The sequence below is a fragment of the Clostridioides sp. ES-S-0048-02 genome (assembly GCF_020658495.1).
Lineage (GTDB): Bacteria > Bacillota > Clostridia > Peptostreptococcales > Peptostreptococcaceae > Clostridioides.
Genome location: NZ_JACVWH010000013.1, coordinates 13,363 through 39,007, shown reverse-complemented (window position 1 = coordinate 39,007; position 25,645 = coordinate 13,363). Strand labels below are relative to the sequence as shown.

Here is a 25,645-nt window from a genome sequence, read left to right as displayed (position 1 = left end):
AATATACTACTTATTATAAATTATAGCTGTATTTAATTCTTCTAATCTCTTTGTATTATCCTTAATTGTAACTCTATTATTTTCTTCTATTCTCATAGTTTCATCTATACCAGATTTAATGGTATTGTACATTTTTTCTAATGTCTCTATTTGCACAGAGCTTGTTCCAGCCATTCTAGCTATTTGTGCACTTTGAGAACTTACATTTTGTGCATTTCTAAGCAGTAATTCATTAGTTTTATCATCAAGAGCTTTTAAAGACTTTGCTTGTAATTCTTGCTTTTTAAGTAATATAGCTTGAGATAAACATTGTTTAAATACTGGTAGAGTTACAACAAAGGCACTATTGATTTTTCTAATTAAACCATAGTTATTATGTTGCATACCTCTCAGCATAGGTATAGTCTGAATAGCTATATTTTCTGCTATCCTTAAATCATAGACTCTTTGATTTAACATATCATAGACTTTTAATAGTTCTTGATAGTTGACAATATCCATTTGGTCTCCACTAGTCTCTGATTTTTGTTTGAAATATGGTAGTATTTCATTATCCATTTCTTCTACTGCCATTTCTCCAGCAACAATATATTTTTGAAGTTCATTATAAAAGTCAAAATTTTCATTTAGCATAGCACCAATTTGCTTGTTAGAAAGAGCTATATCTCTTTCATATTGTTCAAGTTCAATTTGAATCTTTTCAACTTCTCCTCCCAGTGTTTCATACTTTTGAAACATCATTTCAATAGCATTATTAGCTTTTTTGAAAAGTTTTTGAACAAAATTTGGTTCCTTAGTTTCTTGAAAATCATCTAAATCAAACTTATCCATTATTTTAGTTAAGTGAACAAGCATCTTAGAATTTTCTTCATTTCTATTTAATTTTATTGTGTTTAATAGGCTATCAGAAACTCTAGCTACTCCTTCAGATGCTTTTCTACCAAATTGTAAAATTGTATCTGGATTTTCTACTTCTATAAGAGAAGTTAAAGCCTCCACCTCTTTAGACTTTCTAAGTTCATTTTTTTTATTATTTGTATATTCCATTATATCAAAATTTTCTTCTTGTATAGTCGTAGGTAAATTTTCAACAGTCTCTACAGAATTATTATCTTTTGAAAAATTATTTATATTTATCCCCATTTAAAATCGTCTCCTCTTGCCAAAAATTTTTTTAAGTAAAGGTATTCCATCTTCAAGTAAGTTCAATTTAAGGTCATATACCATTTTATCCAATCTGTGTATATCAATCAATTGGTTATTTATAACATTTTCTATATTATTTTCTCCGCCTGGAGATAATATAATAATATCAAATCCAATTTTACTAAGTAAAAGCATTAGGAATACAACTTCTTTATCAAACACAATGCTCTTATACATATATATAACCAACTTTGGATTTATGAGAGAGTAATCGAAATTATTCATCATATGAACAAGCTTTTTATCCATATGAAGTACTGTGAATAAGCCTTTTATTTTATCCTCTCCACTTAGTCCATTTAAAAACATGTTGCCTTCTATAAGTTCTTCCACTTTTTCTAAAATCATAATTTGTTGATTTAATGCTAATGTTGAAATAGAATATTCTTTATTATTTAAAACAGAATTTTTATCTATAATACCTTTTGAATTTAATACAAATGATAGGCTAAAAGCTTCTCTTGTAAATTCTTTTGAAAATCTATCTATCTCTCCATTAAATTCAATAAATGTTGAACTTTCTGAATCTCTTAATAAATCTAAAAACTTAATGTATTCATTTTTATCATTATATATTCCATTGATTTTAGAAAAGAAAACTGGAGTTTCTACTATAGTATCATTAAACTTAAATCCTGGTCTCAATTTTAATGGCTGATTCCAATATATTGATATTTCATCAATAGTTGAACTTAAAAGCAAGCTTTTTATTTTTCTATCTTGAAGTTGCCAGGGTTTTATAAATCCAGCATCATTTAACAATTCTTCACTTATTCTTTTTGATGCTTCTGCTCCAACAGTGAAAGCTTTTTTTACAGAGCCTTTATCTATCTTTTCACCTGAAACAACTCTATCTTCAAAAGAAACATTTTCTTCTATTATATTAGCCTCTTCTAATTCTATCTTATATTTCTCTAAATTTAAGATACTTATATTACTCTTTGAGTTTGGATTAAGGTATAATATATCAAATCCTGCTAAGTACAATATTAAAAGTAGATAGACTTCATGCTTTTTTATGTCTCCATAAAATATTATTTTTGGAGCATCATTTTTATTTATATCTAAGGCACCAATATAAGTCTTTATCCATGCCATTATTTTCACTATAAAATTTTGTTTAACTCTATCATTAGTAAAATCTTTTTCTTCCTCTTTTAATACTTTATCTATTGCTTGCTTTATTTTATAATCTATTTCTTCAAACCCTAAAATACTTATGTCTACATCTTCTGTACTGTTTTTATAATTTTTAAGCCCATTTTTAAAATAATTAATAATGTCAAAATCACTAGGATTTGCTATAGCATCAGTAAATAAGGCAATATCTTTTCTACTATCAATATTTTGCTTCGCCTTAAATATTTCAAGATTATACAAAATCTCATCTTCTAAACCAATATATGAAATAAAATAACTTAGATATCCCTTTGAAGGAGTGTAATTTCCTCTATCTGATTGGCTGGAGAATATTTTTTCAAATACCTTTGAGTCACCCATAATTATCCTCCCAATTTAATTGTTTATTGATAACTGACTCAAAATATATATTTTGAGCCAGTTTGTTTTTTTATAAAATTTGTTTTAAGCTGTTTTCTTTGGTTTTACTAATCTTATTACACACTTTACAACTTCATTGACTACAACTACACTTGCTGCAACACATAAAACTTTTACCCATGTCATAACATCCATAGCTACAGAATTAAAGAAATCTTGGAATAACTGAGTAAATATTACTTGTGCAATACCTGTTAAAACTATTATTTGTAATGCTAGTTTATTATGTGTAAAGTTTGGAAAAATACTATCTGCACTAAATTCTCTACAGTTAAATGCATTAAATAATGCACTAAAAGCAAATAACGCAAACATTACAGTTCCCTTATGAGCTTCATCAACACCTAAGAAGTTAAATGTAGATTGTAACAATAGTATTGCTGTTATATAGAATGCATTTAATACTATTGTATATACCATTGACTTAGAAATTATATTTGCTTTTCTATCAACAGGTTTTCTATTTAATACGTGGTCTCTAACAGGCTCTAAACCTAATGCTAGTGCTGGTGGCCCATCCATAATTATATTTACCCACAACAATTGTATTGTTGTAAATGGCATTTCTTGTCCCATAACCTGAGATATTATAGCCACTAAAAATGCAATTACATTTACTGTTAATTGGAATTGAACAAATCTTTGGAAGTTATCATAAATTCCTCTACCCCATTTAATACCTTTTACAATAGTGCTAAAACTATCATCAGTTAAAATTATATCTGCTGCACTTTTTGATACTTCTGTACCAGATATACCCATTGCTATACCAACATCTGCCTTTGAAAGCGCTGGGGCATCATTTATCCCATCACCTGTTACAGCAACAACATCTCCACTCTTTTGAAGAGCTGAAACTATTCTCATTTTACTATCTGGCTTACTTCTTGCAACAATCGAAATAGTTTGTATTTCTTGTTTTAATTCTTCATCATCTAAAGTATCTATATATGAAGCTTCAACTGCTCTCATATTTCCTTTTAATAGACCTAACTCTTCACCTATAGCTCTTGCTGTATTTATATTGTCTCCTGTAAGCATTTTTACAGAAACACCAGCTTTATTTGCTGTATTCACTGATTCTATAACATCTTTTCTAAGTGGGTCTCTTATACCAACAAATCCACTAAATACTAAATTACTTTCCATTGCACTTACATTCATAGAATCACTTTCAGCAGTTACTGCTGCTTCTTCTTCAGCTTGGGAAATTTCTTTATATGCAAAACCTAAGGTTCTCATTGATTTTACTTGTAATTTTTTTATTTCTTCTAAAATCTCATGTTTTATACCTTCAGTTATTGGAACTATGTCTTTACCTCTTTGAATGTGTGAACATAGCTCAAGCAATACTTCTGGTGCTCCTTTTGATAACAACACATGATTATTATCTTGACCTATGACAGATGTCATTCTCTTTGAATCAGAAGTAAAAGGATTTTGAGCTACTATATTAGATTCTTTTCTAACTTGTCTGTAATCTACATTTTTATAATATAGAAGTAATGCACATTCTGTAGCACTTCCTAGGTACTTAACATCATTATCATTATGCTCTACATCAGCTGTAGAGTTTATCATACAGTTTTCTTCAAAATAACTATTTATTTCTTCTTCTGAGCTCTCAATATATCTTCCATCAATATATGCAACTTCTACTGTCATTCTATTTTCTGTTAATGTACCAGTTTTATCTGAACATATTACAGAAACAGAACCTATAGTTTCACAAGCTTCTTTTTTGGTAACTAAGGCATTTATTTTAGCCATTTTTTGCATTGTTATTGCAAGTGTCATATTTATCATAGTTGGCAGACCTTCTGGAACTGCTGCAACTATCAATGCAACACATACTGTAAAGGCTGTTTTAACAGGGTCTATTGATTCTAAAAATGGTAAAATTCCAGACATATCAACATTTAATACATTCTTACTTACCATTTGGAAAACCATGAATATAAATAATAGTCCTGCTACTGCACTGGAAACTTTAGCTATCAATCCACCTAAATTTCCAAGCTTTATCTGAAGTGGAGTTTGCTCATCTGCATCTGATAAGTTTTGAGCAATTTTACCCATTTCACTGCTATCTCCAATTGAAGTTACAACTAATATTCCTCTACCATAAGCAACAAGTGTACCACCAAATACCATATTTATTTGTTTTGCAGGAATTGGTTCTTGTACCACTAGTGCTCCTTTAGATTCTATTTCTTCCATTGGAACTACTACATCACATTTTTTAGATACATCATCTGATTCTCCTGTTAACATATCTTCTCTAATTTTAAGATTTATAGTTTCTATAAGTCTACCATCAGCAGGTACCATATCACCAGTTTCAATATATACTATATCTCCTGGTACTAGTTCATTCTTAGAAATTTGATGTATTTCTCCATCTCTTAGTACTTTAACTTCAATATTTTCAGTCATCTTAGAAAGAGCATCTGCTGCTTTCTTAGAACGACCTTCTGTAATCATACCTATTGCTATACCTATTGCTATAGCTCCTACAATCCCTATTGCATCATGAGTTTCTCCAATTACTGCACTTACTACTGCTGCAATAATTAAAATAACTATCATTGGTTCACTTAAACTGTCTTTTAAATCATCCCAAAAGCTTCCTTCCTCTTTTGGTGTAAATTCATTTAAACCATACTTTTCTCTTCTAGTCTTGACTTCTGATTCTGATAGACCTCTATCAGGGTTAACAGATAAGTCTTTAGTTACGTCTTCTTTGTCAACATTATAATATTTGATATCGTTATTAAATTCCATATACACACTCAATCCTGTCTAAATTTTGCATTACTTCTTTAAGACCCGCATCTTTTGTTCCTTCACCTATTGCTTTAAACTGCCAACTTCCATCTTTTCTATATATAACCCCTACTATAAGAGTAGTTTTTTCTGAATAATTATCAGATAAATTATACTTTGCTATTTCCTTTTTATTGCTTTGGTCCTCAACTCTTATATAGGCATTTTTTATCATCCCAAAGTGTTGTTTTCTGTCTATACAATTGTATATATTTACTACAAATAATAATCTGTGAATATTTGATGGAACTTTATCTAAATTAACTAGAATTTGTTCATCATCACCCACACCTTCACCAGTTAAGTTATCTCCTGTATGTAAAACTGACTTACAGGCACTCTTTAAATTTCCAAAATAAATTAAGTCTTTTATACCACTTAATTTTCCTTCCTGATTTAGCATAAATACAGATGCATCGCAATCTATATCAGCTTGTCCTCCACCAAATAAAGACTTAAGGAATCCTCCACCTGCCTGTTGCACAGGGTCCCATCCTAGGCCCACAAGTATATTACTCAATCCTGGGTTGGATTTTTTTAAATCTATTTTATCACCCTTTGATAAATTAATTGACATACTAAACCTCCATAAAATTTTATATAATATAACCTATACATTATTTGTATAGGCTACTTATATTTAATATACTGTGTTACTCATACTAAACACTTAATCCATAGTTTCTGCAAAGTGCTTCTAAGCCACCTTCAAATCCTGCTCCAACTGCACTAAACTTCCATTCTCCATTATATTTATATATCTCACATACTGTAATTGCAGTCTCTATACTAAATTCTTCACCTAAGTCATATCTTAATATTTCTTGGTCATTTTCAGAGTTTAAAACTCTTATATATGAGTTGCTTACTTGTCCAAAGTTTTGTTTTCTTTCAGCAGCTTCATATATTGTAACTGTTACAGCTATTTTTTGTATATGCTTTGGCATTGTATCTAAGTTTACTAATATTTCTTCGTCATCTCCATCACCTTCACCAGTTCTATTATCACCTAAATGCTCAACTGCTCCAGATGGATGTTTTAAATTATTATAGAATATAAAATCTTCATCTCTTTCAACTCTTTGAGATTCTCCTACCATAAAAACACTGACATCTAAATCGTAATCATATCCACTATCAAATGAATTTGTATCCCATCCTAGTCCAAGTCTAATATTTTTAAGTCCTGGATTTCCCTTAGTTAAATCAATTTTTTGTCCTTTTTTTAATACTATAGCCATGGAAAATACCCCCTCTAGTTTATTGTATTTAAAATTATAAGTTTATTCCAAAGTTTCCACATAACGCAGCAAGTCCACCTTCAAAACCAGAACCTAGTGCGTTAAATTTCCATTCTCCATTGTGTTTATATATTTCAGCTACTACTATAGCTGTCTCTATACTAAAATCTTCACCTAATTCATACTTTATTAGCTCTTCATTTGTATCTTTATCTACTATTCTTATATAAGAATTACTTACTTGCCCAAAATTTTGTGTTCTTTCTGTAGCATCATGAATTGTAACTGTAAAAGAAATTTTGCTTATTTCTCCAGGAATCTTAGATAAATCAACAACTATTTGCTCATCATCTCCATCACCTTCACCAGTTCTATTATCACCTAAATGTTCAACTGCTCCAGAAGTATGCTTTAAATTGTTGTAAAATACAAAATCTCCATCATTAGTAACACTTCCACTTGCTCCTGTTAAAAATGCTGCTGTATCTAAGTCAAAGTCAAATCCACCATCATACTTGTTAGTGTCCCATCCTAACCCTACTAAAATATTTTTAAGCCCTGGGTTTCCCTTAGTTAAATCAACCTTTTGGCCTTTTGATAATGTTATACCCATAATTTATCGCTCCCTTGTTAATTTTAGCTAAACAAATCTTGCTAATTATTTATCTTTTTCTTTAATCATATTATAACATTTTTTATTCATTTGTGAATAAAACTTACTTGATATTTTTAAAATATAATTAAAAAAATGTTTATATTTCTTACTTTTTACATAGATTTTACATATTTTTTTAAATAGATAAAATCTATGTTTAATATGTAATTATATATCATTTATATATACAAGTATACATTTTATTTTGAAACTACAAAATTCTTTGTACTATATTGTTTTAAGATGTTTTATAATAGATTATATCATCTTATTAGAGGAGAAAAAATATGATTTGTACTATTAAACCATTAAAAGCTGTAATAAAGAACTCAAAAGAGCCTTTAAATGAATTTATGTCTAGTAAGTCTTATACAAATAAGAGTTCTTCTTATATTAAAGAAGTCTACTTTACACGATATATAGGTATTGATAATTCGATTGATAAATACATAAAAAACATCAAAAATATAGATGCTCATTTTTTTAACAATATAACAGTTCCCTATATTAGGCTAAACAACTTAAATATAAATTTTGATAAATCACAAACAGATAAGATGCTCAATACTTTCAATACTTATAATGATGCTAAATTTAACAGTTGGAATTTATACAATATTGAATTTCCTTGTAAGATAGAAAATGATACATTAGATTGGACAAAAAAAATTGCATTTAAAAATACATTAGATTTGTTTTCTAAAAACACACCACATTCAACACCTTCTATTGTTAAAAATTTTGCTGTTAAACTTTTATGTTGGATAGATTATTTTCTACCTAAATTATTTTATAATAAAATTAAAATTACTGTTTCACCCAAGGTAGTGTATTTTGGAAATATTAAGAGACAGGAACTTTTTTTCTTATATTTTTTATCACAGCTTGGATGTGATATTTTATATATAAATCCTCATAAGGATATCCTTGATTTGTATCCTGAATGTTCTAGATTTTCTACTTTAGTTGAATTTTCTAAAAAAAGTCCAACTATGCTAGATATACCTTTGGAAAAATTAAATACAGATATAAATAAGAACATCAATAATAACAAAACTTATACTCCTATAAATAAACCTCAATCTGAACAAACTTCTGTTGACACAAACTTTACATCTACAAAAAATAAAAAAGATAAAGAAATAGAACTTACATATGAAGAACTCGCAAAATTATCAACTTCCGTTGTTATGATTGTTGTGTGTGATAATGAAAACAAACCATTCAAGAGCGGTTCTGGAGTAGTCATAAATAGTGAAGGTTACATACTTACAAATCTCCATGTAGTTAATGAAGGCTATTCATTTTTAGTTAGATTTGAAAATGATGATAAAGTTTATACATCACATCAAATCATAAAATACCACTCAGATTATGATTTGGCTGTAATAAAAGTTGATAGAGAATGTAAATCAATACCAGTCAAGGTTAGTAAAAAACCTGTAAGAGGCCAAAAAATAGTTGCAATTGGAAGCCCTTTAGGTCTTTTCAATACAGTTTCAGATGGAATTATCTCTGCTTTTCGTGACTTTGAAACAGTTCAAATGATACAATTTACAGCTCCAATCTCTAGTGGTAGTTCTGGAGGGGCTCTTTTAGATATGTTTGGCAATTTACTGGGATTAATTTCTGCTGGATATGATGATGGACAAAACTTAAATCTAGCAGTGGAAAGTCATCTTGTCAAAATATTTGCCAATAATTTTATCGAAATAATAAACTAATTTACTCTTTCTTCATACCAATAGAGAGGGTGAGAACATTATATATGTTCGCCCTCTCCATATCATGAAAAAATTAATACTTGATGTTTTTATGCTCTATAAACAATTGATGCCATAGACAAAATGTAAATATAGTCCATATTTTCCTTGAATTATCTTTGTGACCTTTTAGATGTTCATCTAAAAGTTTTATTATATATTTTTTATCAATAAACTCGTCTACATTTGCATTGGAAATAGTTTCTCTTACAACAACTCCTAAATCATCTTTTAACCAAACTCTTATTGGCGTTGGAAATCCTAATTTTTTTCTCTGAATAACATGCTCTGGTACTATATCTTTAAAAGATTCTCTAAGTAGCACTTTTGTGTTATTTTTTGTTATTTTTTGTTCAACTCTTAAATTTTTTGCTACATCAAATACATCTTTATCTAAAAAAGGTACTCTAAGTTCTAGATGCTCAGCTACAGAAAATTTATCAACTTTTTGAAGTATATCACCTTGAAGCCATGTATTTACATCTATATGTTGCATTTTACTTATATAATCGTAATTATTTTTCTGCGCTTCTCTGTACAAATTTGATAATAAATACTCATGTATATTCTTTTCCTTATATTTAAAAAAGAATCTTTTTACTTCATTATTTTCAAAAATCTTCGCATTTCCTATATATCTCTTTTCTAAAGGTGTTGTAGCTCTGTAAAGATAATTTTTGCCTTTTATATTAGGCATAAGCTCTGAAACTCTATTTAATACGCCTCTAATATACACTGGTGAATTTATAACTGATTTCACATTATTATATTCCTTGTATACATTATATCCCCCGAATAATTCATCAGCACCTTCTCCAGACAAAGCTATTTTAACATATTTACTAGCTTCTTTAATTAAAAAATAAAGACCTACTCCTGATGGGTCTGCCACAGGGTCATCCAAAAAATAAATTACACTCGGTAATGCTTTTATATAGTCATCTTGTGTTATGTTAAGTGGAATGTTTTCTATGCCCAATTTATCAGCTGTTTTTTTAGCTATTTCCAATTCACTATACCCTTTAACATTAAAACCTAGCGAAAAAGACTTTATATTTGGATTAATTTGTGAAGCTATAGAGGTTATAATTGATGAATCTATACCACCAGACAAAAATGTCCCAATTTGTTTATTTTCTGCTACCTGTCTTCTTACCGAATCTATTACTACATTTCTTATTTCTTCTTCGCCTATATCTCTATTCCCTAAATGATTCTTACTGTAAAAAAATTTTGTACTACTCCTAAATTCAAGTTTATTGTATCTCTTTAAAGATAGTATTCCGTTTTCCACTCTAAAAAAATGTCCTGCTGGTATCAATCTTATTCCTTGTATCATAGTATCTTCAGGAAGAACATATTGAAACGAAAAATAACTCTGTAAACTTCGTTCATTTATGTTTAGTTTTTTAACATACTCGAGTATAAATTTATATTCTGATGCAAAGATTATCACTTTTTCTTTATTTATATAGTAAAGTGGTTTTATTCCAAATAAATCTCTTGCCCCAAATATGCTTTCATTTTCTTTATCATATATTATAAAGCTAAACATACCTTTTATCTTATGTACACAATTTTTTCCAAATGCTATATAAGATGTTAATAAGATTTCAATATCACTATCTGTAGCAAAGCTGTACCCTTTTTTAATCAATTCTTCTTTTATCTCGCAACTATTATATATTTCACCATTTAAAACTATAACCTTTCCATCTTTTTCAAATGGTTTAACTCCATGTATAACATCTATTACATCAAATCTATTAAAATCAAACTCTTTTTCCTCACCTTTTAAGTATCCTCTACTATCAAGACTTATATGATTTATATTATTTACAGATTCTTTTATTTTAAATTTAATATCTTCTTTTTTAGATATATCTCCTTTATAATAAATTGAAATATTGCCACACATATTATCAAATTTCCTTCCTAATTTTTAGTGTTATCCTTATTTCATAGTTTTGTCTTTGCCTTCAAAACTTATTCAATTTTAAAAAAATTACTATCAAATTTTTATAAATTATCTGCTAATCTTTCATAATTTTTTAATTTCTAGAAATACTATATTAGGAGGTGATTTTTATGAAGAAAAAAATGTTAATACCAGTTATTATGTCTTTATTTATACTTTCACAGTGTATAACTTTATTTGCTTTTACACCCGAAAATAACAAGTTTAAGGTTAAACCATTACCTTATGCTTATGATGCACTTGAGCCATATATAGATAAAGAAACTATGATTTTACATCATGATAAACATTATCAGGCTTATGTTGATAAGTTAAATGCAGCTCTTGAAAAATATCCTGAGCTTTATAATTATTCTTTATGTGAATTATTACAAAACTTAGATTCTTTGCCTAAAGACATTGCTACAACAGTAAGAAATAATGCAGGTGGTGCTTACAATCATAAATTCTTTTTTGATATAATGACTCCTGAGAAAACTATACCTTCTGAATCTTTAAAAGCAGCTATCGACAGAGATTTTGGTTCTTTTGAAAAATTCAAAGAAGAATTCCAAAAAGCAGCTTTAGATGTTTTTGGTTCTGGTTGGGCTTGGCTGGTAGCCACTAAAGATGGTAAATTGTCCATTATAACTACTCCAAACCAAGATAGCCCTGTAAGTAAAAACTTGACTCCTATCATAGGTCTTGATGTTTGGGAACATGCTTACTATTTAAAATATCAAAACAGAAGAAATGAATATATTAACAACTGGTTTAATGTAGTTAATTGGAATGGAGCTTTAGAAAATTACAAAAATTTAAAATCTCAAGAGTAATTAAATATTAAAATCCTTTTGAAAAAAACTTATGTTTGCTATATAATATAATAAAAGATAGTCTAAATTTACCAATATTGTGTTTATAGTGACGATTCAGGAGGATTTTTATATGATAAAAGAAACACATGAAAGGGGAGGATATATATTAGCGCTTTTGATACTCCCCTTTATAAATAATATATATTTAGTCAAATACGATACTACATATAAAATAGTATTAATTATAATCTATATCTATTTTGCATATTTAGGTTCATTGTTTCCAGATATAGATATGAGAGGTTCTTACATAAGTAAAAAATTCATATTAATTTACAAATTATTTGGAAGTAGGTTTAGACACAGAGGGTTTACCCATAGTCTTCTTGCATTATTACTCATTAGTAGTTTTTTTAAGTCTCTAACAATCTTTACCAACAACAATATAGTTTTTTCATGTCTGTCTAGTGGATTTATAATAGGATATTTTTCTCACATGTGTCTTGACCTTATTACCAAAGAAGGTATCGAATTGTTTTTTCCCATTACTATAAACATTTCCTTACTCCCTATAAAAACTAGTTCAAAAACAGAAAAATTCATATCTAAACTTTTAAACTTCATAGTTATTTTTTTAATCGGATATCAATTTTACATTTTATTTTAATGTATTTTTATAGCTACATATTTATAAATTAATTAAATAAATTAAAAAAATTGTCTTAAAAGAATACTTTTAAATTTAATTTTTATTTAAATCTAATTCTTTTAAGACAATTTTAATTTTTTGACAAGTTAAATTCTTTTGTTATCTCTATCATTATCGTGTTTTTTATGATGAAATTCATAGTTATGATTTTCAAGGTTTTTATTAACTTTACTTCCAATCTTCCATGATAAAAATACTAATAGTATAAATGATGCTATCTTTAGTGGACTTGTTATAAATCCTTCTATATCACTTGCCACATAACTTATTACTATAAACATTACAAATTTTCCTGCCAACATTGCTGGAACAAAATCTTTTATATCTTTTTTACAAAAAGCTGATGCAACAGTAACTAAACACCCAGGCATAAATGGACAAGCATATGCTATAAATAGCAGTTTAAATCCCTGTTTGTCCATCCAACTTATTGCTCTTTCAGTTTTACTATTTCTCAACTTATTAAAAAGTCTACTATCAGTAAATCTACTTATTAATAAAAATAATGAGGTTGTCCCAAGCCCTGAGCCAATCCATGATAGCAAACACCCAAGTAATAACCCTTGTATAGCAGCATTTGCTGTAACTATCGCCACAAGTGGTAAGGCTGGTATAAAGCTTTCTATAAATGCACTTAATAAACCAATTATTGTGGCTAACACCCAATAGTTTTGAGTTAAATCAAGTAATTCTTGTATATACTGCATATTGCTTTTCCCCTTTTTTAACTTTAACTATTATTATATACTCTATATTGCTATTACATACCAATTTCAAAAAGGAATCTAATATTCAAAAGTAAATAATTTATGTAAATTTACAGTTAAGGTATCTTTATTTTATTATATATTATAACAAAAAAGTCTTAAAATATGAATCTATCATATTTCAAGACTTTTTCTTTTTATCTAGATATATTTAAACTATAGTATATCTGACTTCATAACATCTTCAAAATCCCCTTTTTCAGATATTAATCTTATCAATTTAACAGTGCAACTTAAATCATTTATAAGTATAGCTCCTACTAATGAACCATCTTTCATAAATAATTTTTTATATACTCTTTTACCTTCATCTTTTGATGAAATTTCTTTATCAAAATCTTGTATATTACCAATACTAAATACTTTAACATTCATAGCATCTAATGAAACTGGATATACATCACTTTCAAATTTCAAACTATCTCCACTTGCATTTGCTCCTGCTATTTTTCCCATTTCTACTGAAGATGGCCATATTGCTAGACTAGTGTTTCCTACTTGTGCAACATCTCCACAAGCGTATATATCTTTAACATTTGTCTGTAATGTATTATCTACAACAATACCTCTATCAATTTTTACAGATGTATCTTGAACCATCTGAGTATTTGCTCTCACTCCAATTGAAAAGACTACCATATCACAGTCAACACTATTGCCATCTTTAAATACAACTTTTTGAGCCCTTCCATTGCCATCAATACCATCAACTGCCACACCTAATCTTACATCTATGCCTGTATCTCTTACACATTGCTCTAGTATTTTACTGCCTTCTTTATCAAGTTGTTTTGATAATATACCATCCATTGCTTCAACCACTACTACTTCTAAGCCTTTTAATTTAAATTCCCATGCTGCTTCAAGACCTAATAGTCCTCCACCAATTACTACAACTTTCTTAGACTTTTCTAATGCTTCTTTTACATTATATAAGTCTTTTATATTTCTAAGTGTAAATACATTTTCTAAATCATGACCTTTAATTGGTGGTATGAAATTTCTACTTCCTGTGGCTATTACAAGCTTATCAAATTTAATAGCTCCATCATTTACTACAATAGTTTTATTTGCTTCATCTAATTTATCTACATTTGTTCCTAATATTACTACTATGTTGTTTTCGTCATACCAAGCTTTATCTTCCATATAGAAATCAGAATTAAGTTCTTCATTTATACCATCAGAAAGTGCAGGTCTATAGTAAGTTAACTCTTCCTCATTAGAAATCATAGTTATCTTACAAGTCTTATTTCTTTTTCTTATAGCATTTGCTGCATAGAAACCAGCTGCACCATTTCCTACTATAACAAAATATTCGTCAGTATCTTTTCTAAAAGTAACCTCATCTTCTTCAACTTCTATAAATTGGTCCTCTTTGGCTCCACATACAGGGCATATACTAGGAGCACTATCTCCTTCAAATACTTCATTACAAATTACACATTTAAACTTTTTAGTCTTCTTTTTACTTCCAAAAGTAGAGTTTAACTTATCTAAGAATTTTCCTGTATAAGCATATAATTTGTCAACTTCTTCCCCTGATGGTTTAAAATTAACAGCAAATGGTTTCACTGTTGTCATTCTAAGCTGATTGATTCTCTCCATAGCATTTTCTATACCTTCTCCACTCCATCCATATGAACCAAATACTGATGCAACTTTTCCACCATGAAGAACTGGATTTAAAGATACTAATATATCCCATATAGGTTTTAATGCATCCCCTAATATTGTTGGTGTTCCAAATAATACACCTTGCGATACTGCTATTTTATCTAGAATTTCTTCTTGCTTATGCTCTATTACATCAAATAAATTTACTTTATAATTGCTATTTTTTTCAATATATGATTTTATAGCCTCTGCCATGATTTTTGTATATCCATGTGCAGAAACATAACAAATTGTAACTTCTTTTTCTAATTTTACTTGTTCATTTACACTCCATTTATAATAAAGGTCTATAATTTTTCTAGGATTTTCAGTCAATACTGGTCCATGACCTGGGCACACTGTGTCTATATCTAAATCTTTTATCTTTTCTATAGCAGTTACCATAGATGGTTTAAATGGCCCCATTATACAATCATAATAATATCTTAAGGCATCTAAGTAATCCTTTTCTTCATCTTCATTAAGAGTGTTTACTATCTTGTCATTACTATAATGACTTCCAAATGAATCACATGTTACAAGAGTTTTATCTTCTTTTATATATGTGTATATAGTATCTGGCCAATGAAGCATAGGTACAGAGAAGAATTCTAAAGTCTTATCGCCTATTGATAGCACATCTCCATCTGCAACTGCAATATATTCAAAGTCTTTGTTTACGATTTCCTTTAGATACTTAATAGCAGTTTCTGAAGCTACTACTTTTGCATTTTTTGCTAAATCTAATAGCTTTTCAACGCTTCCTGCATGGTCTGGTTCAGTATGACTTACCACAATATAGTCAATTTTTTCAAAGTCTATATTTAAATCATTTAATCTTTCAATATATTTCTCAAAATGTTTATCTTTAACTGTTTCAAATAAAACTGTTTTTTCTGTGCCTTTTAAGACATATGAATTATAAGTTGTTCCATAAGGTGTATACATAATTATGTCAAATACTCTTAAATCAGGGTCAAGTGAACCTACCCAATATAAATTTTCTTTTATTTTCAATGATTTTAATGACATACCGTACTCCTCCTAAAATAGTTATTTAACCTTTTTATACCCTATTTGTTATATTTTAAACAAATTTTATTCAAAAAAGAATTTATTTTAAAAGCAACTTGAAACTCTTAATCTTCTTTTTCTACCTCCAGTATAGTTCCTTTTTTAGAATCTACCTTTATGTCATATTCATTTTTATCTTTATCTATTCTTATTTTATAAAAAGTAACATCTAAATCTTTATCTAAACTCCATTCTTTTACTATTCCATCTTGTTCTTTCAATGCAATTTCCATAGCTTTTTGAGGTGTTATTATATCATTTAAATCTAATTTTTCTTTTCTAGCTTTACCATTTAAATCTTCTGAATCCAATTTTTCAGTTTTATCTTGCAATACATCCTTTGTATTAGCATCTATTTTCATCTTATACTCATTATTATCATCTACACCTTCAACAGTATAAACATATTTATTTAAATCGCTTTCAAGACTTAAATCTACTATATCAGCATCCTTATATTTGTCTTTAAACATATTTATTGCATCTGTATAAGGTACTTTGAAGTCTTGTTCCATTAAACTTTCATCAATTTTGCCATCTTTTAAATCACTATTTGAAGCATTTGCTTCTTTTTTTGTATTGCTATTTTGAGGTGCTTGTCCTGAATTTGAATTTCCACTACATGCAGTTAATAAACCTGCAATAAGTATACTTGCTACTAATAAATATAATTTTTTACACATAAAAATCCTCCTTAAATAATAATTAATTTATTCTATATTATGCCCTTTAAACCCTTCATTTACCCTTTTATATTGCATATTTTCCTTACTTTATTTTAATTATTTTCAAAGCTTTATAATCAAAAGCTAAAAATCTATTTTAATATTACTTATATGAAAATTAACCTAAATAATAAGATATGAGTACAAATTTTTAAATTTCTAATATAATACCTGTTTATAAATCATAATTATTCTTAAAAATAGAAATGTTGAGATAAACTGAGATGAAATTGGATGATACACAAATATCCAAAGTTATACAACTTCTTATTATTTTAAAATACTGAGATAAGATGATTTTCTGTCTATCGTAAAATAATATTTAACTATACGTGTATCGCTCAAAGATGAAATATTTTTAAAATCTATATAATATAATTTATTATACCAGAATTTTAAAATTTAAATCTATAAAATAGTAAAAATTATCATTAATTAAATATGAAAATAAAAAATCTACATAAAATAAAAACAACTAAAAGAGATGCTTTAAATAGCATCCCTTTTATATAATTAAAAACTTAAATTTTATTTAGTTCCCTAACTGTTAAATCCATTTTAGGATAAGGTATTGTAATTCCTTCTTCATCAAATCTAATTTTAACATCTTCTAATAAATCAAGGTAAATTGTCCAATAGTCTTCTGTCTTACACCAAGCCCTAATTGCAAATTTAATGGCATTATCTCCATGTTCTACTACTCCTATAAATGGTTCTGGTTCATTTATTATTAATTTATGTCTATTTACAATTTCTTTTAAGACTCTTCTAACATGTAATATATCATCTTCATATCCTACACTAAAAACTAAATCAACCCTTCTAGTATTTTTTGCAGAATAATTTATCAGACTATCATTTGATACAGAGCCATTTGGTATAAGTATCTGCTTATTATCTGGAGTAGCTAATTGAGTATAAAAAAGTCCTATTTGCTCAACTGTTCCTCCATGACCTGCTGCTTCTATGTAATCTCCTACTTTAAAAGGTCTAATCAAAAGTATAATAAATCCTCCAGCAAAATTTGATAAACTACCTTGCAGCGCTAAACCTATCGCTACCCCTGCTGAAGCTATTACAGCAGCAAAACTAGATAAACTCATCCCCCAGTATTCAAGAACAACTATTATAACAGCAACTTTAAGTACACTTAAAAGAAGAGATTTCAAAAACCTTCTTAAAGTTAAATCGACATCTCTTTTGCCAAGAACTGTCATGACATGGTTTACAATTTTTTTTATTATTTTAAATCCAATTGAAAGTATGAGTAAACCTATTATAAGTTTTACTCCACTTGTAGTTGCCCATTCCAAAAGGCTTTCCATCAAACCACCCATGTCCATTTTATTAATATCTAGATTATTTAAATCTAACTTACTTATATCATCTATTTTTGTTGTATCCATAGAAAAAACTCCTTACTTTATATTTTAGAACCAATATTATAGTTTAAAGTTCTTATTTTTCTATTTAATATGATACAATATCATTTAATCATAGTAAACAAGATTTATATTCCAGTTAGCTCTTTTTTCTAAATCCAAACCTTCTATTATTTGTAGAACTTTATGCTAAGCCACTATGAAAATGCTATTGAGTTTTAAAATCATCATTTTTTACACCAATATGAGATGCTATTATAGTTATAATACTTAATACTATAAATACAATAAATCCTCTTTTATATCCATCAACTGTATTATAGAAATTTATTTGTAAAGATATAGCTATGATTAAATTAATAATACCACTTCCTATAAATTCAAAGGTATTAATAACACTAGTTGCCAATCCAGAATAAATCTCTTTATTTTTATATTTAGCATCATTAAATACTTGTAGATGTGACATGACTATACACCCCATTATAAAAAATGCTACTGGTAAAAACATTATTGGTGGTTTTACTTTAAAAACAATTACAATTATTATCCATATAAATAAGTCTATCATTGCACCATATTTTATTATGTTAAACTTGCTAGACTTTATTTTTGCAAACACAAAATCCATGATTATTGAACCAAATATAAATCCATATGTAAAAAATGATACTATAAACGCAGAAAAACTCTTACTAACTCCATAAACATCCATTATGTATCTTACTCCCCAAAGACTTGTAAATGCACTTGTTAAACCTACAAAAGAAAACATTATTATTGAATTATACCATGTTGACTTATTAATTATAACGGACTTAATCCCTTCAATAATACTAATTTTTTCTGATTCTTCATAAATATCAACATTTACATTAAATCCATATTCTCTTGGTGTATCTCTAACAATAATATACATACAACATCCAATTAAAATACCTATTATACCTATTAATAAAAATGAATTTCTCCAACCAATAAATTCGGACAAAGATACTAGCGGAAAAGTAGCAAGAACTCCTCCCACATTTCCAACAAATGAGAACTTAGCTGTTGCAGAAGCAAACTCCGATTTATCAAACCATCTACCTTGAATTTTTAAGATACAGAGTAATATTACTGATGTTCCTGCTCCTACAACTATACGAGAAAGATATGCTAATTCTATATTTTGTATTAATCCAAATAGTATCGAACCTATACTAGCTGTTATTATTCCAATACTACTAATCTTTCTTGCTCCATATTTATCAATTAATATACCTGCTGGTATTTGCATAAGTGCATATGAGTAAAGGCAAAATGATGCTATATTTGATATTTGTATAGAATTAAACCCTAACTCTTTTGCTAAATTATCTGAGACAACAGCAGTTGACATCCTTAAAAATAAGACTAAAATAAATGAAAATGTAATTATGCCCCAAACACTCCATTTAGTCTTTGTATAACTTTTCATATTTTCTCCCTCAAATCTATGTAATTTTAACTTTTATTACTCTGTTTGTAGACTTTCTATTTACAGTATTTGTTTATAAGAATTTTGTAATTATTTATCAAAATTTTTAATATGCATTTCTATTATACAATACACATACACATTTAACCATATATAAGAATTTATTCCTGTTTATATAATACTTAATTAATTCTTAAAGTAAACAAGAGCCATCTTTTAAAGTAACTCTAAAAGATGGCTCTTTATAAAAATATCTATTCTAAATTTAAATTTCTATCTAGTATATATTTTGTAGCAATAAATAATATTACTAAAATTATAATACTACCAAGTATAGCAAACATAAAATGAGAACTTTGATATAAATGATAAATCATGTTAGTATTTTCTCCTGGTAAAAATCTTTCAATTGTACTACCAACAGTTGATATTATCATATTTATAATTATAAAAGAAACAAATGCAGATACATTTCTATGTTTATTAAACTTTGGTAATTGCCCCATTGAAATTGCTGTATATAGCAATAAAATAAATGAAGTATATGAAATAAGCATTGTTAATAATAGCAAGAACATATCTAAAAAATTTTCAAACCCCAATCTGAAAACATTATTAAAAAAATCTAAAATCTCAGCAAATGCAATTCCAGAAGCACTAAAAAACATTAGTACTGCAAATGTACCTACTGCAACTATAAAACTAAGTACCGCATATATAAGTGCTGTTATACATTTGGATAATATAAGTGAACTAGTACTAACAGGAAGAGTAAACATTAAATAGCCTTCATCTCCCAAAAGATTTTTTCTAAATCTTTGAATTGTAACTACAATAGTTAAAACACCCAGTGCCATAAAAAGACTTGTAAGTACAAGTATTCCTATTCCTTGTATTTGGAATATATCAATCTTCATAAATATTCCATTTAATATAGCCACTACTATTATAGCTATATATAATGGTATAAACGTTCTTCCACTTGCCTTTAACTCATATTTTAATAGTTTTCCTAACATTTGAATTCCTCCCTAAATAATGCATCTATAGATTTACCTTTTTCCTCTCTTATTGATTCAACATCTCCTTGTAGTACTATCTCACCTTTAGATATAAATATTACTTCATCACATATATTTTCTATCTCACTTATTAAATGAGTTGCAATCAGCAAAGTACTATCCTCATAATAGTTTTTTAGTATAGTCTTAAGTATATATGACCTTGCAGCTGGGTCAACACCTCCAATAGGCTCATCTAAAATATATATATTTGCTTTTCTTGACATAACCAGAATAAGTTGTACTTTTTCTTTAGTTCCTTTAGACATTGTTTTTAATTTTTCATCTACATCAATATCTAAACTCTTAATCATTTCATTTGCCCTTCTAACATCAAAATCACTATAAAAATCATAGAAAAATTTAAGTAAATCTGATACTTTCATCCAGTCGTTTAAATAAGTTCTTTCTGGTAGGTATGATACTATTTTCTTTGTTTCTATAGATGGCTTCATTCCATTTATCATAATTTCACCATCATCAGGTTGTAATAATCCATTCATCAATTTAATCATTGTACTTTTGCCACTTCCATTAGGACCTAACAAGCCAACTATTTTTCCTTTTGGTATATTCAATTCAACATTCTTTAAAACCTTTTTAGCTCCATAGCTTTTATTTACACCTTTAAATTCAACTATGTCATTTTGAGAAACATCATTTATATTTTTATCCATTTTATAATTCTCCTTTCAAATTTTCTGTTATAAGTTTTAACATTTCATCTTCGTCATATCCAAGTTTTACTAAAGTCTCTTTTAATGTATTTATTTCAACATTGGCTATTTCCTCTTTCATAGCTTTTATTTTTTCCTTATCATCTGTTACAAATCTTCCTTTTGTTCTTTGGCTATAAACCAATCCTTGTCTTTCCAGTTCTGTTAAAGCTTTTTGCATCGTATTTGGATTAACTTCAGCATCCTCAGCAAGTGCTCTTACTGTTTCTAATTTAGAACCTATTTTTATTTCCCCTGAAACTATTTTTAACTTTAGATGTTCTACTAATTGTATATATATAGGTTTGTTATTATCAAGTTCCCATTCCATATTCATGCCTCCTCATTGTGTTATTATATTATTGTATTAATAACTTAATACAATAATATAATAACACAGCTCATATGTCAACTATTTTTAAATAAAATTATAAATATCTACAAGCTTTTTCATTTAAAGATAGTTTTTATAAAAAATAGCATTTTAAAACCTACTATTAAATCTCAAAATCTTCAGGTCTAAATAGGTATAATACAAGAAATTTCCTTAATCACTATGTTTTTTGATATTTCATTTGGTATTTATTTTTCTCTTGTCTGACTTAGAGATTTACATTCAAGGCTACCAAATTTTATATGAATCTATAAGAATATATGAAGTGAAAAAATAGAATTGTATTTTCAGGTCTCAGTAGCCTTTATTATAATTATGTTCACATGCTATTACTTTTTTATCCTTTTAGCAAATTTTTCCTTAGCAAAATAGTATGACTCTTGTATCATTACTTTTAATTCTTTAAATGTTTTTTCTGAAGGATTTAAGACACACACCCATCCCATCCATGCATAAACAGGATGAGGCATAATTGTATCCAGTTTTGTAAAATCAAAATCCATTTTCACAATTTGCCCAGCATATGGTCGTTTTGGGATATTATCAAACCTTTTAATAAATGTTTCCTTTTTCAAGCATACATTTACACGATAAACATTACTTCGGTTTAGTGATGAACTTTTGTCATTTTCACCATCTTTTTCTTTGATAGTAAGAACATATACTCCTTTCTTTAAAATACCATTAGGATTATAAAATATCCCTCTTTCCCCCCAATTTTCTGTTAAAACAACATCATCTAAATTTGATACACAGTAATTGAATATATCGTCAGCTTTCATATTAAATATCCATCCTTTCTACAATATTTATATTGCTTTCAACACGATAATATCCTATCATATAATAGTGACAATAATTGTCACTATTGTAAAAAAAGGAGTAGAAAAATGTCAAAGGCTGAGCGCTTAATTGAATTGATGATAACTATAAATGCAAAAAGAAATTTTACTCTAAGAGAATTGGCTGAAGAATTTTGTGTATCAAAACGAACAATACTTAGGGATTTACAAGCTTTAGAAAGCATGGGATTCCCTCTATATTCAAAAACAGGAGCAACAGGTGGTTATCATATGTTAAAAGAACGTATACTACCACCAATTACCTTTTCAGAAAGTGAAGCAAAAGCAATATTTTTTGCCTATCAATCGTTAGCTTTTTATCGTGATTTGCCATTTGAACAAGAGAGAGTCTCTGTATTAAAAAAGTTTTTAAATTGTCTACCAGCAGATGTACAACATAATATTACTCAAATACAAAATAAAATTGTATTCTGGACACCAGATAGACATTGCTCTTCTCCCTTGCTAAAAGAACTATTTAACATAATTACAAATAATTCTGCTCTTACAGTTCAATATTCATCAAATAAAAACCAAAGTATCAGAACTATTATACCTGTTGGTTTATATGCAATGAATGGTCTTTGGTACTGTCCAGCGTATTGCTTAAAGTCAAAATCTATCCGTGAATTTCGTGTAGACAGAATTGAAAAGATTGTAAGTATAGAAAATATAACAAGTTCAAAATACAGTATTCCAAATTCAATACATGAATATCTTGAAAATTTAAAAGTTGCTAAAGATTATCATATTAAAATTCAACTAACAGATATAGGAGTAAAACGCTGTGAGACAGAATTTCTATTAGCAAAAGGATTGACTGTTTTTCCTAATGGCGGTTACATAGATATGTATGTCTCAAAAACAACACTAAACTGGGTAGCTGAATACTTCTTGTCATTTGGAAAAGAGGCCACAGTACTAGAACCAATTGAGCTTAAAACATTGATAAAATCAAAAGTTCAGGAGTTATACAATCATTACTGCAAAATAAACACTGAAGTGTAATGTCAATGGATGCTATCAATATATACTACATTCTAGTGTTTTGTCTAATCTATATGAGATAAGACTATATTTATATTTGTTAATGTTTACATATTTTAATAAATAGATGTATAAAAATCCACATAAAAAAATGAACACTAGCTTAGAGTTCATTTTTAATATAACTTATTCATTTTTTATAAAGTAAACTGATTATTCTTTTGCTGAAGTGTATGCAATCAATTTTTCAAATTCTTCAATTGGCATTGGTTTTCCAAATAGATATCCTTGTGCCATATCACATTTGACTTCCTTCAATAGTTTAAACTGTGCTTCTGTCTCTACACCTTCAGATATTACTTTCATCCCCAATTCCTTTGCCATCTCTACAACTTTAGTAACAATTATTTTACTTCTCTTACTATTATATGTTTCCATGATAAATTTTTGGTCAAGTTTTAAAATATCCATAGGAATTTCTTTTAACATATTTAATGATGAATACCCTGAACCAAAATCATCCATAGATATTAAAAAACCTATCTCTTTTAAACTATTCATTATATCAATTAAAATATCAAAATTATCAAATATAATACTCTCAGTTAATTCAAGTTCTATATATTTTGCAGGTATATTGTACTTGTCAATTATAATTTTATAGGTTTCTATAAAATTATTACAATATAAATGTATTCTTGATACATTAACTGAAATAGTTAATGGGTTTATACCTGTGTCAATCCATTTTCTAAGTTGTATACAAACTTCTTCTAGTACATATAAATCTAAATTTATTATAAAACCATTTTTCTCAAAAAATGGTATAAACTCATTTGGAGGAATTAATCCCTTATCACGACTTTTCCATCGTACAAGTGCTTCCGAACCTTGTATTTCTCCTGTATTTAGTTCTATTTTAGGTTGCAAGTATACTATGAACTCTTTATTTTCTAAGCTTGAGAACATTGTATTTTCCATCTCTTTTTCTTTTATTTCTTGATCATGAATCTTGTTGTCATAAAATGCATATGAACTTTTATGTCCTCCCTTTGCCATTTTATGAGGTATATTAGCTCTATCTATTATTGGGTTGATATCTTTATCTTCTGGAAGTATAAAGTATATTCCACAACTTAAAACTAATTTATATTTTTCTTCCTGATTATTATTAAATAAATCCAATTCTTTAAATATAGATTCTAATCTATTTATTATATCTTCTTCTTCTCTATATTTCATGATTATTGTGAAATTATCAGCAGATATCCTTGCAAATATTTCTTCTTCAAATATATTATGTTTAATAATATTTGTTAAACTACATAAAATTTTATTTCCCACTTCATATCCAAACAAATCATTTATATACTTAAATTTATCAATATCTATATATAATAACGCATATTTCTCTTGAGTGTTTTTGCTTAATATTTTTTTAGCATCAATTACAAATTTATCCATAGTACTTGCTCCTGTAAGACCATCTGTATATACTATCTTTTGCAATTTAACTCTTAAACTTAATTTATCATATATTATATAAAAAATAAGTACTAGACATATTATCGTCATAATAAATATTATCTGCGATGCATAGTAGCTAATAAATTGTTTATTAAATAAGCTGAATTCAAGGTTATTTATGGAGTTATTTTTATAAAGCTTATGTAAAGAATAGACTGGTGTTGTATATTTAACTTGTAAAATTATACAAATAAATAAAAAAACCATTAATTTTTTTTGTAATTTCCTCATAAAAATTTCCTCCCATTAAAGCACCTCTATTTGATTATAAACCACTAGCAAATAAACACATTCCAAAAGTTTCCATTTCTTGTAAAATA

At 27.6% G+C, this 25,645-nt stretch carries 21 protein-coding genes; 4 read left to right on the top strand and 17 right to left on the bottom strand.

Features of this window, described 5'->3' with window-relative positions; translation table 11 throughout:
- Positions 1–6 precede the first annotated feature (6 nt).
- The 6 genes from IC173_RS15175 to IC173_RS15150 all read right to left on the bottom strand — a co-directional run bounded on the left by IC173_RS15175 (position 7) and on the right by IC173_RS15150 (position 7,446).
- Entirely contained in the window at positions 7–1,143 is a 1,137-nt protein-coding gene (locus tag IC173_RS15175; protein ID WP_227433096.1) for a toxic anion resistance protein, read from the bottom strand.
- Positions 1,144–2,706 carry a YceG family protein gene (locus IC173_RS15170; RefSeq protein WP_227433095.1) on the bottom strand — a complete coding sequence of 521 codons (1,563 nt, stop codon included), beginning with the start codon at positions 2,704–2,706 and terminating at the stop codon, positions 1,144–1,146.
- An 84-nt stretch (positions 2,707–2,790) separates the two neighbouring features.
- A complete protein-coding gene (locus IC173_RS15165) occupies positions 2,791–5,550 on the bottom strand; it encodes a calcium-translocating P-type ATPase, PMCA-type (protein ID WP_227855800.1) in 2,760 nt (919 codons plus the stop codon).
- Positions 5,540–6,169, bottom strand: a complete 630-nt coding sequence (locus IC173_RS15160) for a TerD family protein (RefSeq protein WP_227433092.1) — start codon at positions 6,167–6,169, stop codon at positions 5,540–5,542. Before IC173_RS15160 ends, IC173_RS15165 begins: the two co-directional genes overlap by 11 nt.
- Positions 6,170–6,254: 85 nt before the next feature.
- Positions 6,255–6,833, bottom strand: coding sequence for a TerD family protein (locus IC173_RS15155; protein WP_227433091.1), 579 nt, complete (start codon positions 6,831–6,833; stop codon positions 6,255–6,257).
- 34 nt (positions 6,834–6,867) lie between these two features.
- Complete coding sequence (locus IC173_RS15150; RefSeq protein ID WP_227433090.1) at positions 6,868–7,446, bottom strand: TerD family protein; 579 nt, start codon at positions 7,444–7,446, stop codon at positions 6,868–6,870.
- Positions 7,447–7,775: 329 nt separating this feature from the next.
- Here IC173_RS15150 and IC173_RS15145 point away from each other — a divergent pair, with 329 nt between their 5' ends.
- Positions 7,776–9,212, top strand: coding sequence for a trypsin-like peptidase domain-containing protein (locus tag IC173_RS15145; protein ID WP_227855799.1), 1,437 nt, complete (start codon positions 7,776–7,778; stop codon positions 9,210–9,212).
- A 73-nt stretch (positions 9,213–9,285) separates the two neighbouring features.
- Here IC173_RS15145 and asnB read toward each other — a convergent pair whose 3' ends face one another.
- A complete protein-coding gene (asnB, locus tag IC173_RS15140; protein ID WP_227433087.1) occupies positions 9,286–11,169 on the bottom strand; it encodes an asparagine synthase (glutamine-hydrolyzing) in 1,884 nt (627 codons plus the stop codon).
- Positions 11,170–11,339: 170 nt separating this feature from the next.
- Between asnB and IC173_RS15135 the strand changes: the two genes are divergently transcribed.
- Positions 11,340–12,044 carry a superoxide dismutase gene (locus IC173_RS15135; protein ID WP_285891625.1) on the top strand — a complete coding sequence of 235 codons (705 nt, stop codon included), beginning with the start codon at positions 11,340–11,342 and terminating at the stop codon, positions 12,042–12,044.
- Between the two features lie 112 nt (positions 12,045–12,156).
- Positions 12,157–12,693, top strand: a complete 537-nt coding sequence (locus IC173_RS15130) for a metal-dependent hydrolase (protein ID WP_227433086.1) — start codon at positions 12,157–12,159, stop codon at positions 12,691–12,693.
- 128 nt (positions 12,694–12,821) lie between these two features.
- Here the strand turns inward: IC173_RS15130 and IC173_RS15125 are convergent, their stop codons facing one another.
- The 9 genes from IC173_RS15125 to IC173_RS15085 all read right to left on the bottom strand — a co-directional run bounded on the left by IC173_RS15125 (position 12,822) and on the right by IC173_RS15085 (position 22,751).
- Positions 12,822–13,442 (bottom strand): TVP38/TMEM64 family protein, encoded by a 621-nt coding sequence (locus tag IC173_RS15125; protein ID WP_227433084.1) that lies wholly within the window; start codon positions 13,440–13,442, stop codon positions 12,822–12,824.
- 216 nt (positions 13,443–13,658) lie between these two features.
- A complete protein-coding gene (locus tag IC173_RS15120) occupies positions 13,659–16,190 on the bottom strand; it encodes an FAD-dependent oxidoreductase (protein WP_227855798.1) in 2,532 nt (843 codons plus the stop codon).
- 107 nt (positions 16,191–16,297) lie between these two features.
- On the bottom strand, positions 16,298–16,915 hold the full coding sequence (locus IC173_RS15115) for a PepSY domain-containing protein (protein WP_227433082.1): 618 nt from the start codon (positions 16,913–16,915) through the stop codon (positions 16,298–16,300).
- Positions 16,916–17,478: 563 nt separating this feature from the next.
- Positions 17,479–18,363: a mechanosensitive ion channel family protein gene (locus IC173_RS15110; RefSeq protein WP_227433080.1), complete on the bottom strand. Its 885-nt coding sequence runs from the start codon at positions 18,361–18,363 to the stop codon at positions 17,479–17,481.
- Between the two features lie 184 nt (positions 18,364–18,547).
- Positions 18,548–19,798: an MFS transporter gene (locus tag IC173_RS15105; protein WP_227855797.1), complete on the bottom strand. Its 1,251-nt coding sequence runs from the start codon at positions 19,796–19,798 to the stop codon at positions 18,548–18,550.
- Positions 19,799–20,052: 254 nt separating this feature from the next.
- Entirely contained in the window at positions 20,053–20,817 is a 765-nt protein-coding gene (locus IC173_RS15100; RefSeq protein ID WP_227433076.1) for an ABC transporter permease, read from the bottom strand.
- A complete protein-coding gene (locus IC173_RS15095; RefSeq protein WP_227855796.1) occupies positions 20,811–21,536 on the bottom strand; it encodes an ABC transporter ATP-binding protein in 726 nt (241 codons plus the stop codon). The genes IC173_RS15100 and IC173_RS15095 overlap by 7 nt, the downstream gene beginning before the upstream one ends.
- Before the next feature lies 1 nt (position 21,537).
- On the bottom strand, positions 21,538–21,906 hold the full coding sequence (locus IC173_RS15090; RefSeq protein WP_227433073.1) for a GntR family transcriptional regulator: 369 nt from the start codon (positions 21,904–21,906) through the stop codon (positions 21,538–21,540).
- Positions 21,907–22,298: 392 nt separating this feature from the next.
- Positions 22,299–22,751, bottom strand: coding sequence for a DUF6194 family protein (locus IC173_RS15085; protein ID WP_227855795.1), 453 nt, complete (start codon positions 22,749–22,751; stop codon positions 22,299–22,301).
- 108 nt (positions 22,752–22,859) lie between these two features.
- Here IC173_RS15085 and IC173_RS15080 point away from each other — a divergent pair, with 108 nt between their 5' ends.
- The gene (locus tag IC173_RS15080) at positions 22,860–23,819 is read left to right on the top strand and encodes a helix-turn-helix transcriptional regulator (protein WP_227834556.1); all 960 of its coding nucleotides are present in this window, start codon (positions 22,860–22,862) and stop codon (positions 23,817–23,819) included.
- A gap of 192 nt (positions 23,820–24,011) precedes the next feature.
- On the opposite strand, the gene IC173_RS15075 is transcribed toward IC173_RS15080, so the two are convergent.
- Positions 24,012–25,556 (bottom strand): bifunctional diguanylate cyclase/phosphodiesterase, encoded by a 1,545-nt coding sequence (locus tag IC173_RS15075; RefSeq protein ID WP_227855794.1) that lies wholly within the window; start codon positions 25,554–25,556, stop codon positions 24,012–24,014.
- Positions 25,557–25,645 lie beyond the last annotated feature (89 nt).

Excerpts from the sequence above, each read along its gene's own strand:
- IC173_RS15175 (WP_227433096.1), bottom strand. The coding sequence starts at position 1,143 with ATGGGGATAAATATAAATAATTTTTCAAAAGATAATAATTCTGTAGAG.
- IC173_RS15170 (WP_227433095.1), bottom strand. The coding sequence starts at position 2,706 with ATGGGTGACTCAAAGGTATTTGAAAAAATATTCTCCAGCCAATCAGAT.
- IC173_RS15165 (WP_227855800.1), bottom strand. The coding sequence starts at position 5,550 with ATGGAATTTAATAACGATATCAAATATTATAATGTTGACAAAGAAGAC.
- IC173_RS15160 (WP_227433092.1), bottom strand. The coding sequence starts at position 6,169 with ATGTCAATTAATTTATCAAAGGGTGATAAAATAGATTTAAAAAAATCC.
- IC173_RS15155 (WP_227433091.1), bottom strand. The coding sequence starts at position 6,833 with ATGGCTATAGTATTAAAAAAAGGACAAAAAATTGATTTAACTAAGGGA.
- IC173_RS15150 (WP_227433090.1), bottom strand. The coding sequence starts at position 7,446 with ATGGGTATAACATTATCAAAAGGCCAAAAGGTTGATTTAACTAAGGGA.
- IC173_RS15145 (WP_227855799.1), top strand. The coding sequence starts at position 7,776 with ATGATTTGTACTATTAAACCATTAAAAGCTGTAATAAAGAACTCAAAA.
- asnB (WP_227433087.1), bottom strand. The coding sequence starts at position 11,169 with ATGTGTGGCAATATTTCAATTTATTATAAAGGAGATATATCTAAAAAA.
- IC173_RS15135 (WP_285891625.1), top strand. The coding sequence starts at position 11,340 with ATGAAGAAAAAAATGTTAATACCAGTTATTATGTCTTTATTTATACTT.
- IC173_RS15130 (WP_227433086.1), top strand. The coding sequence starts at position 12,157 with ATGATAAAAGAAACACATGAAAGGGGAGGATATATATTAGCGCTTTTG.
- IC173_RS15125 (WP_227433084.1), bottom strand. The coding sequence starts at position 13,442 with ATGCAGTATATACAAGAATTACTTGATTTAACTCAAAACTATTGGGTG.
- IC173_RS15120 (WP_227855798.1), bottom strand. The coding sequence starts at position 16,190 with ATGTCATTAAAATCATTGAAAATAAAAGAAAATTTATATTGGGTAGGT.
- IC173_RS15115 (WP_227433082.1), bottom strand. The coding sequence starts at position 16,915 with ATGTGTAAAAAATTATATTTATTAGTAGCAAGTATACTTATTGCAGGT.
- IC173_RS15110 (WP_227433080.1), bottom strand. The coding sequence starts at position 18,363 with ATGGATACAACAAAAATAGATGATATAAGTAAGTTAGATTTAAATAAT.
- IC173_RS15105 (WP_227855797.1), bottom strand. The coding sequence starts at position 19,798 with ATGAAAAGTTATACAAAGACTAAATGGAGTGTTTGGGGCATAATTACA.
- IC173_RS15100 (WP_227433076.1), bottom strand. The coding sequence starts at position 20,817 with ATGTTAGGAAAACTATTAAAATATGAGTTAAAGGCAAGTGGAAGAACG.
- IC173_RS15095 (WP_227855796.1), bottom strand. The coding sequence starts at position 21,536 with ATGGATAAAAATATAAATGATGTTTCTCAAAATGACATAGTTGAATTT.
- IC173_RS15090 (WP_227433073.1), bottom strand. The coding sequence starts at position 21,906 with ATGGAATGGGAACTTGATAATAACAAACCTATATATATACAATTAGTA.
- IC173_RS15085 (WP_227855795.1), bottom strand. The coding sequence starts at position 22,751 with ATGAAAGCTGACGATATATTCAATTACTGTGTATCAAATTTAGATGAT.
- IC173_RS15080 (WP_227834556.1), top strand. The coding sequence starts at position 22,860 with ATGTCAAAGGCTGAGCGCTTAATTGAATTGATGATAACTATAAATGCA.
- IC173_RS15075 (WP_227855794.1), bottom strand. The coding sequence starts at position 25,556 with ATGAGGAAATTACAAAAAAAATTAATGGTTTTTTTATTTATTTGTATA.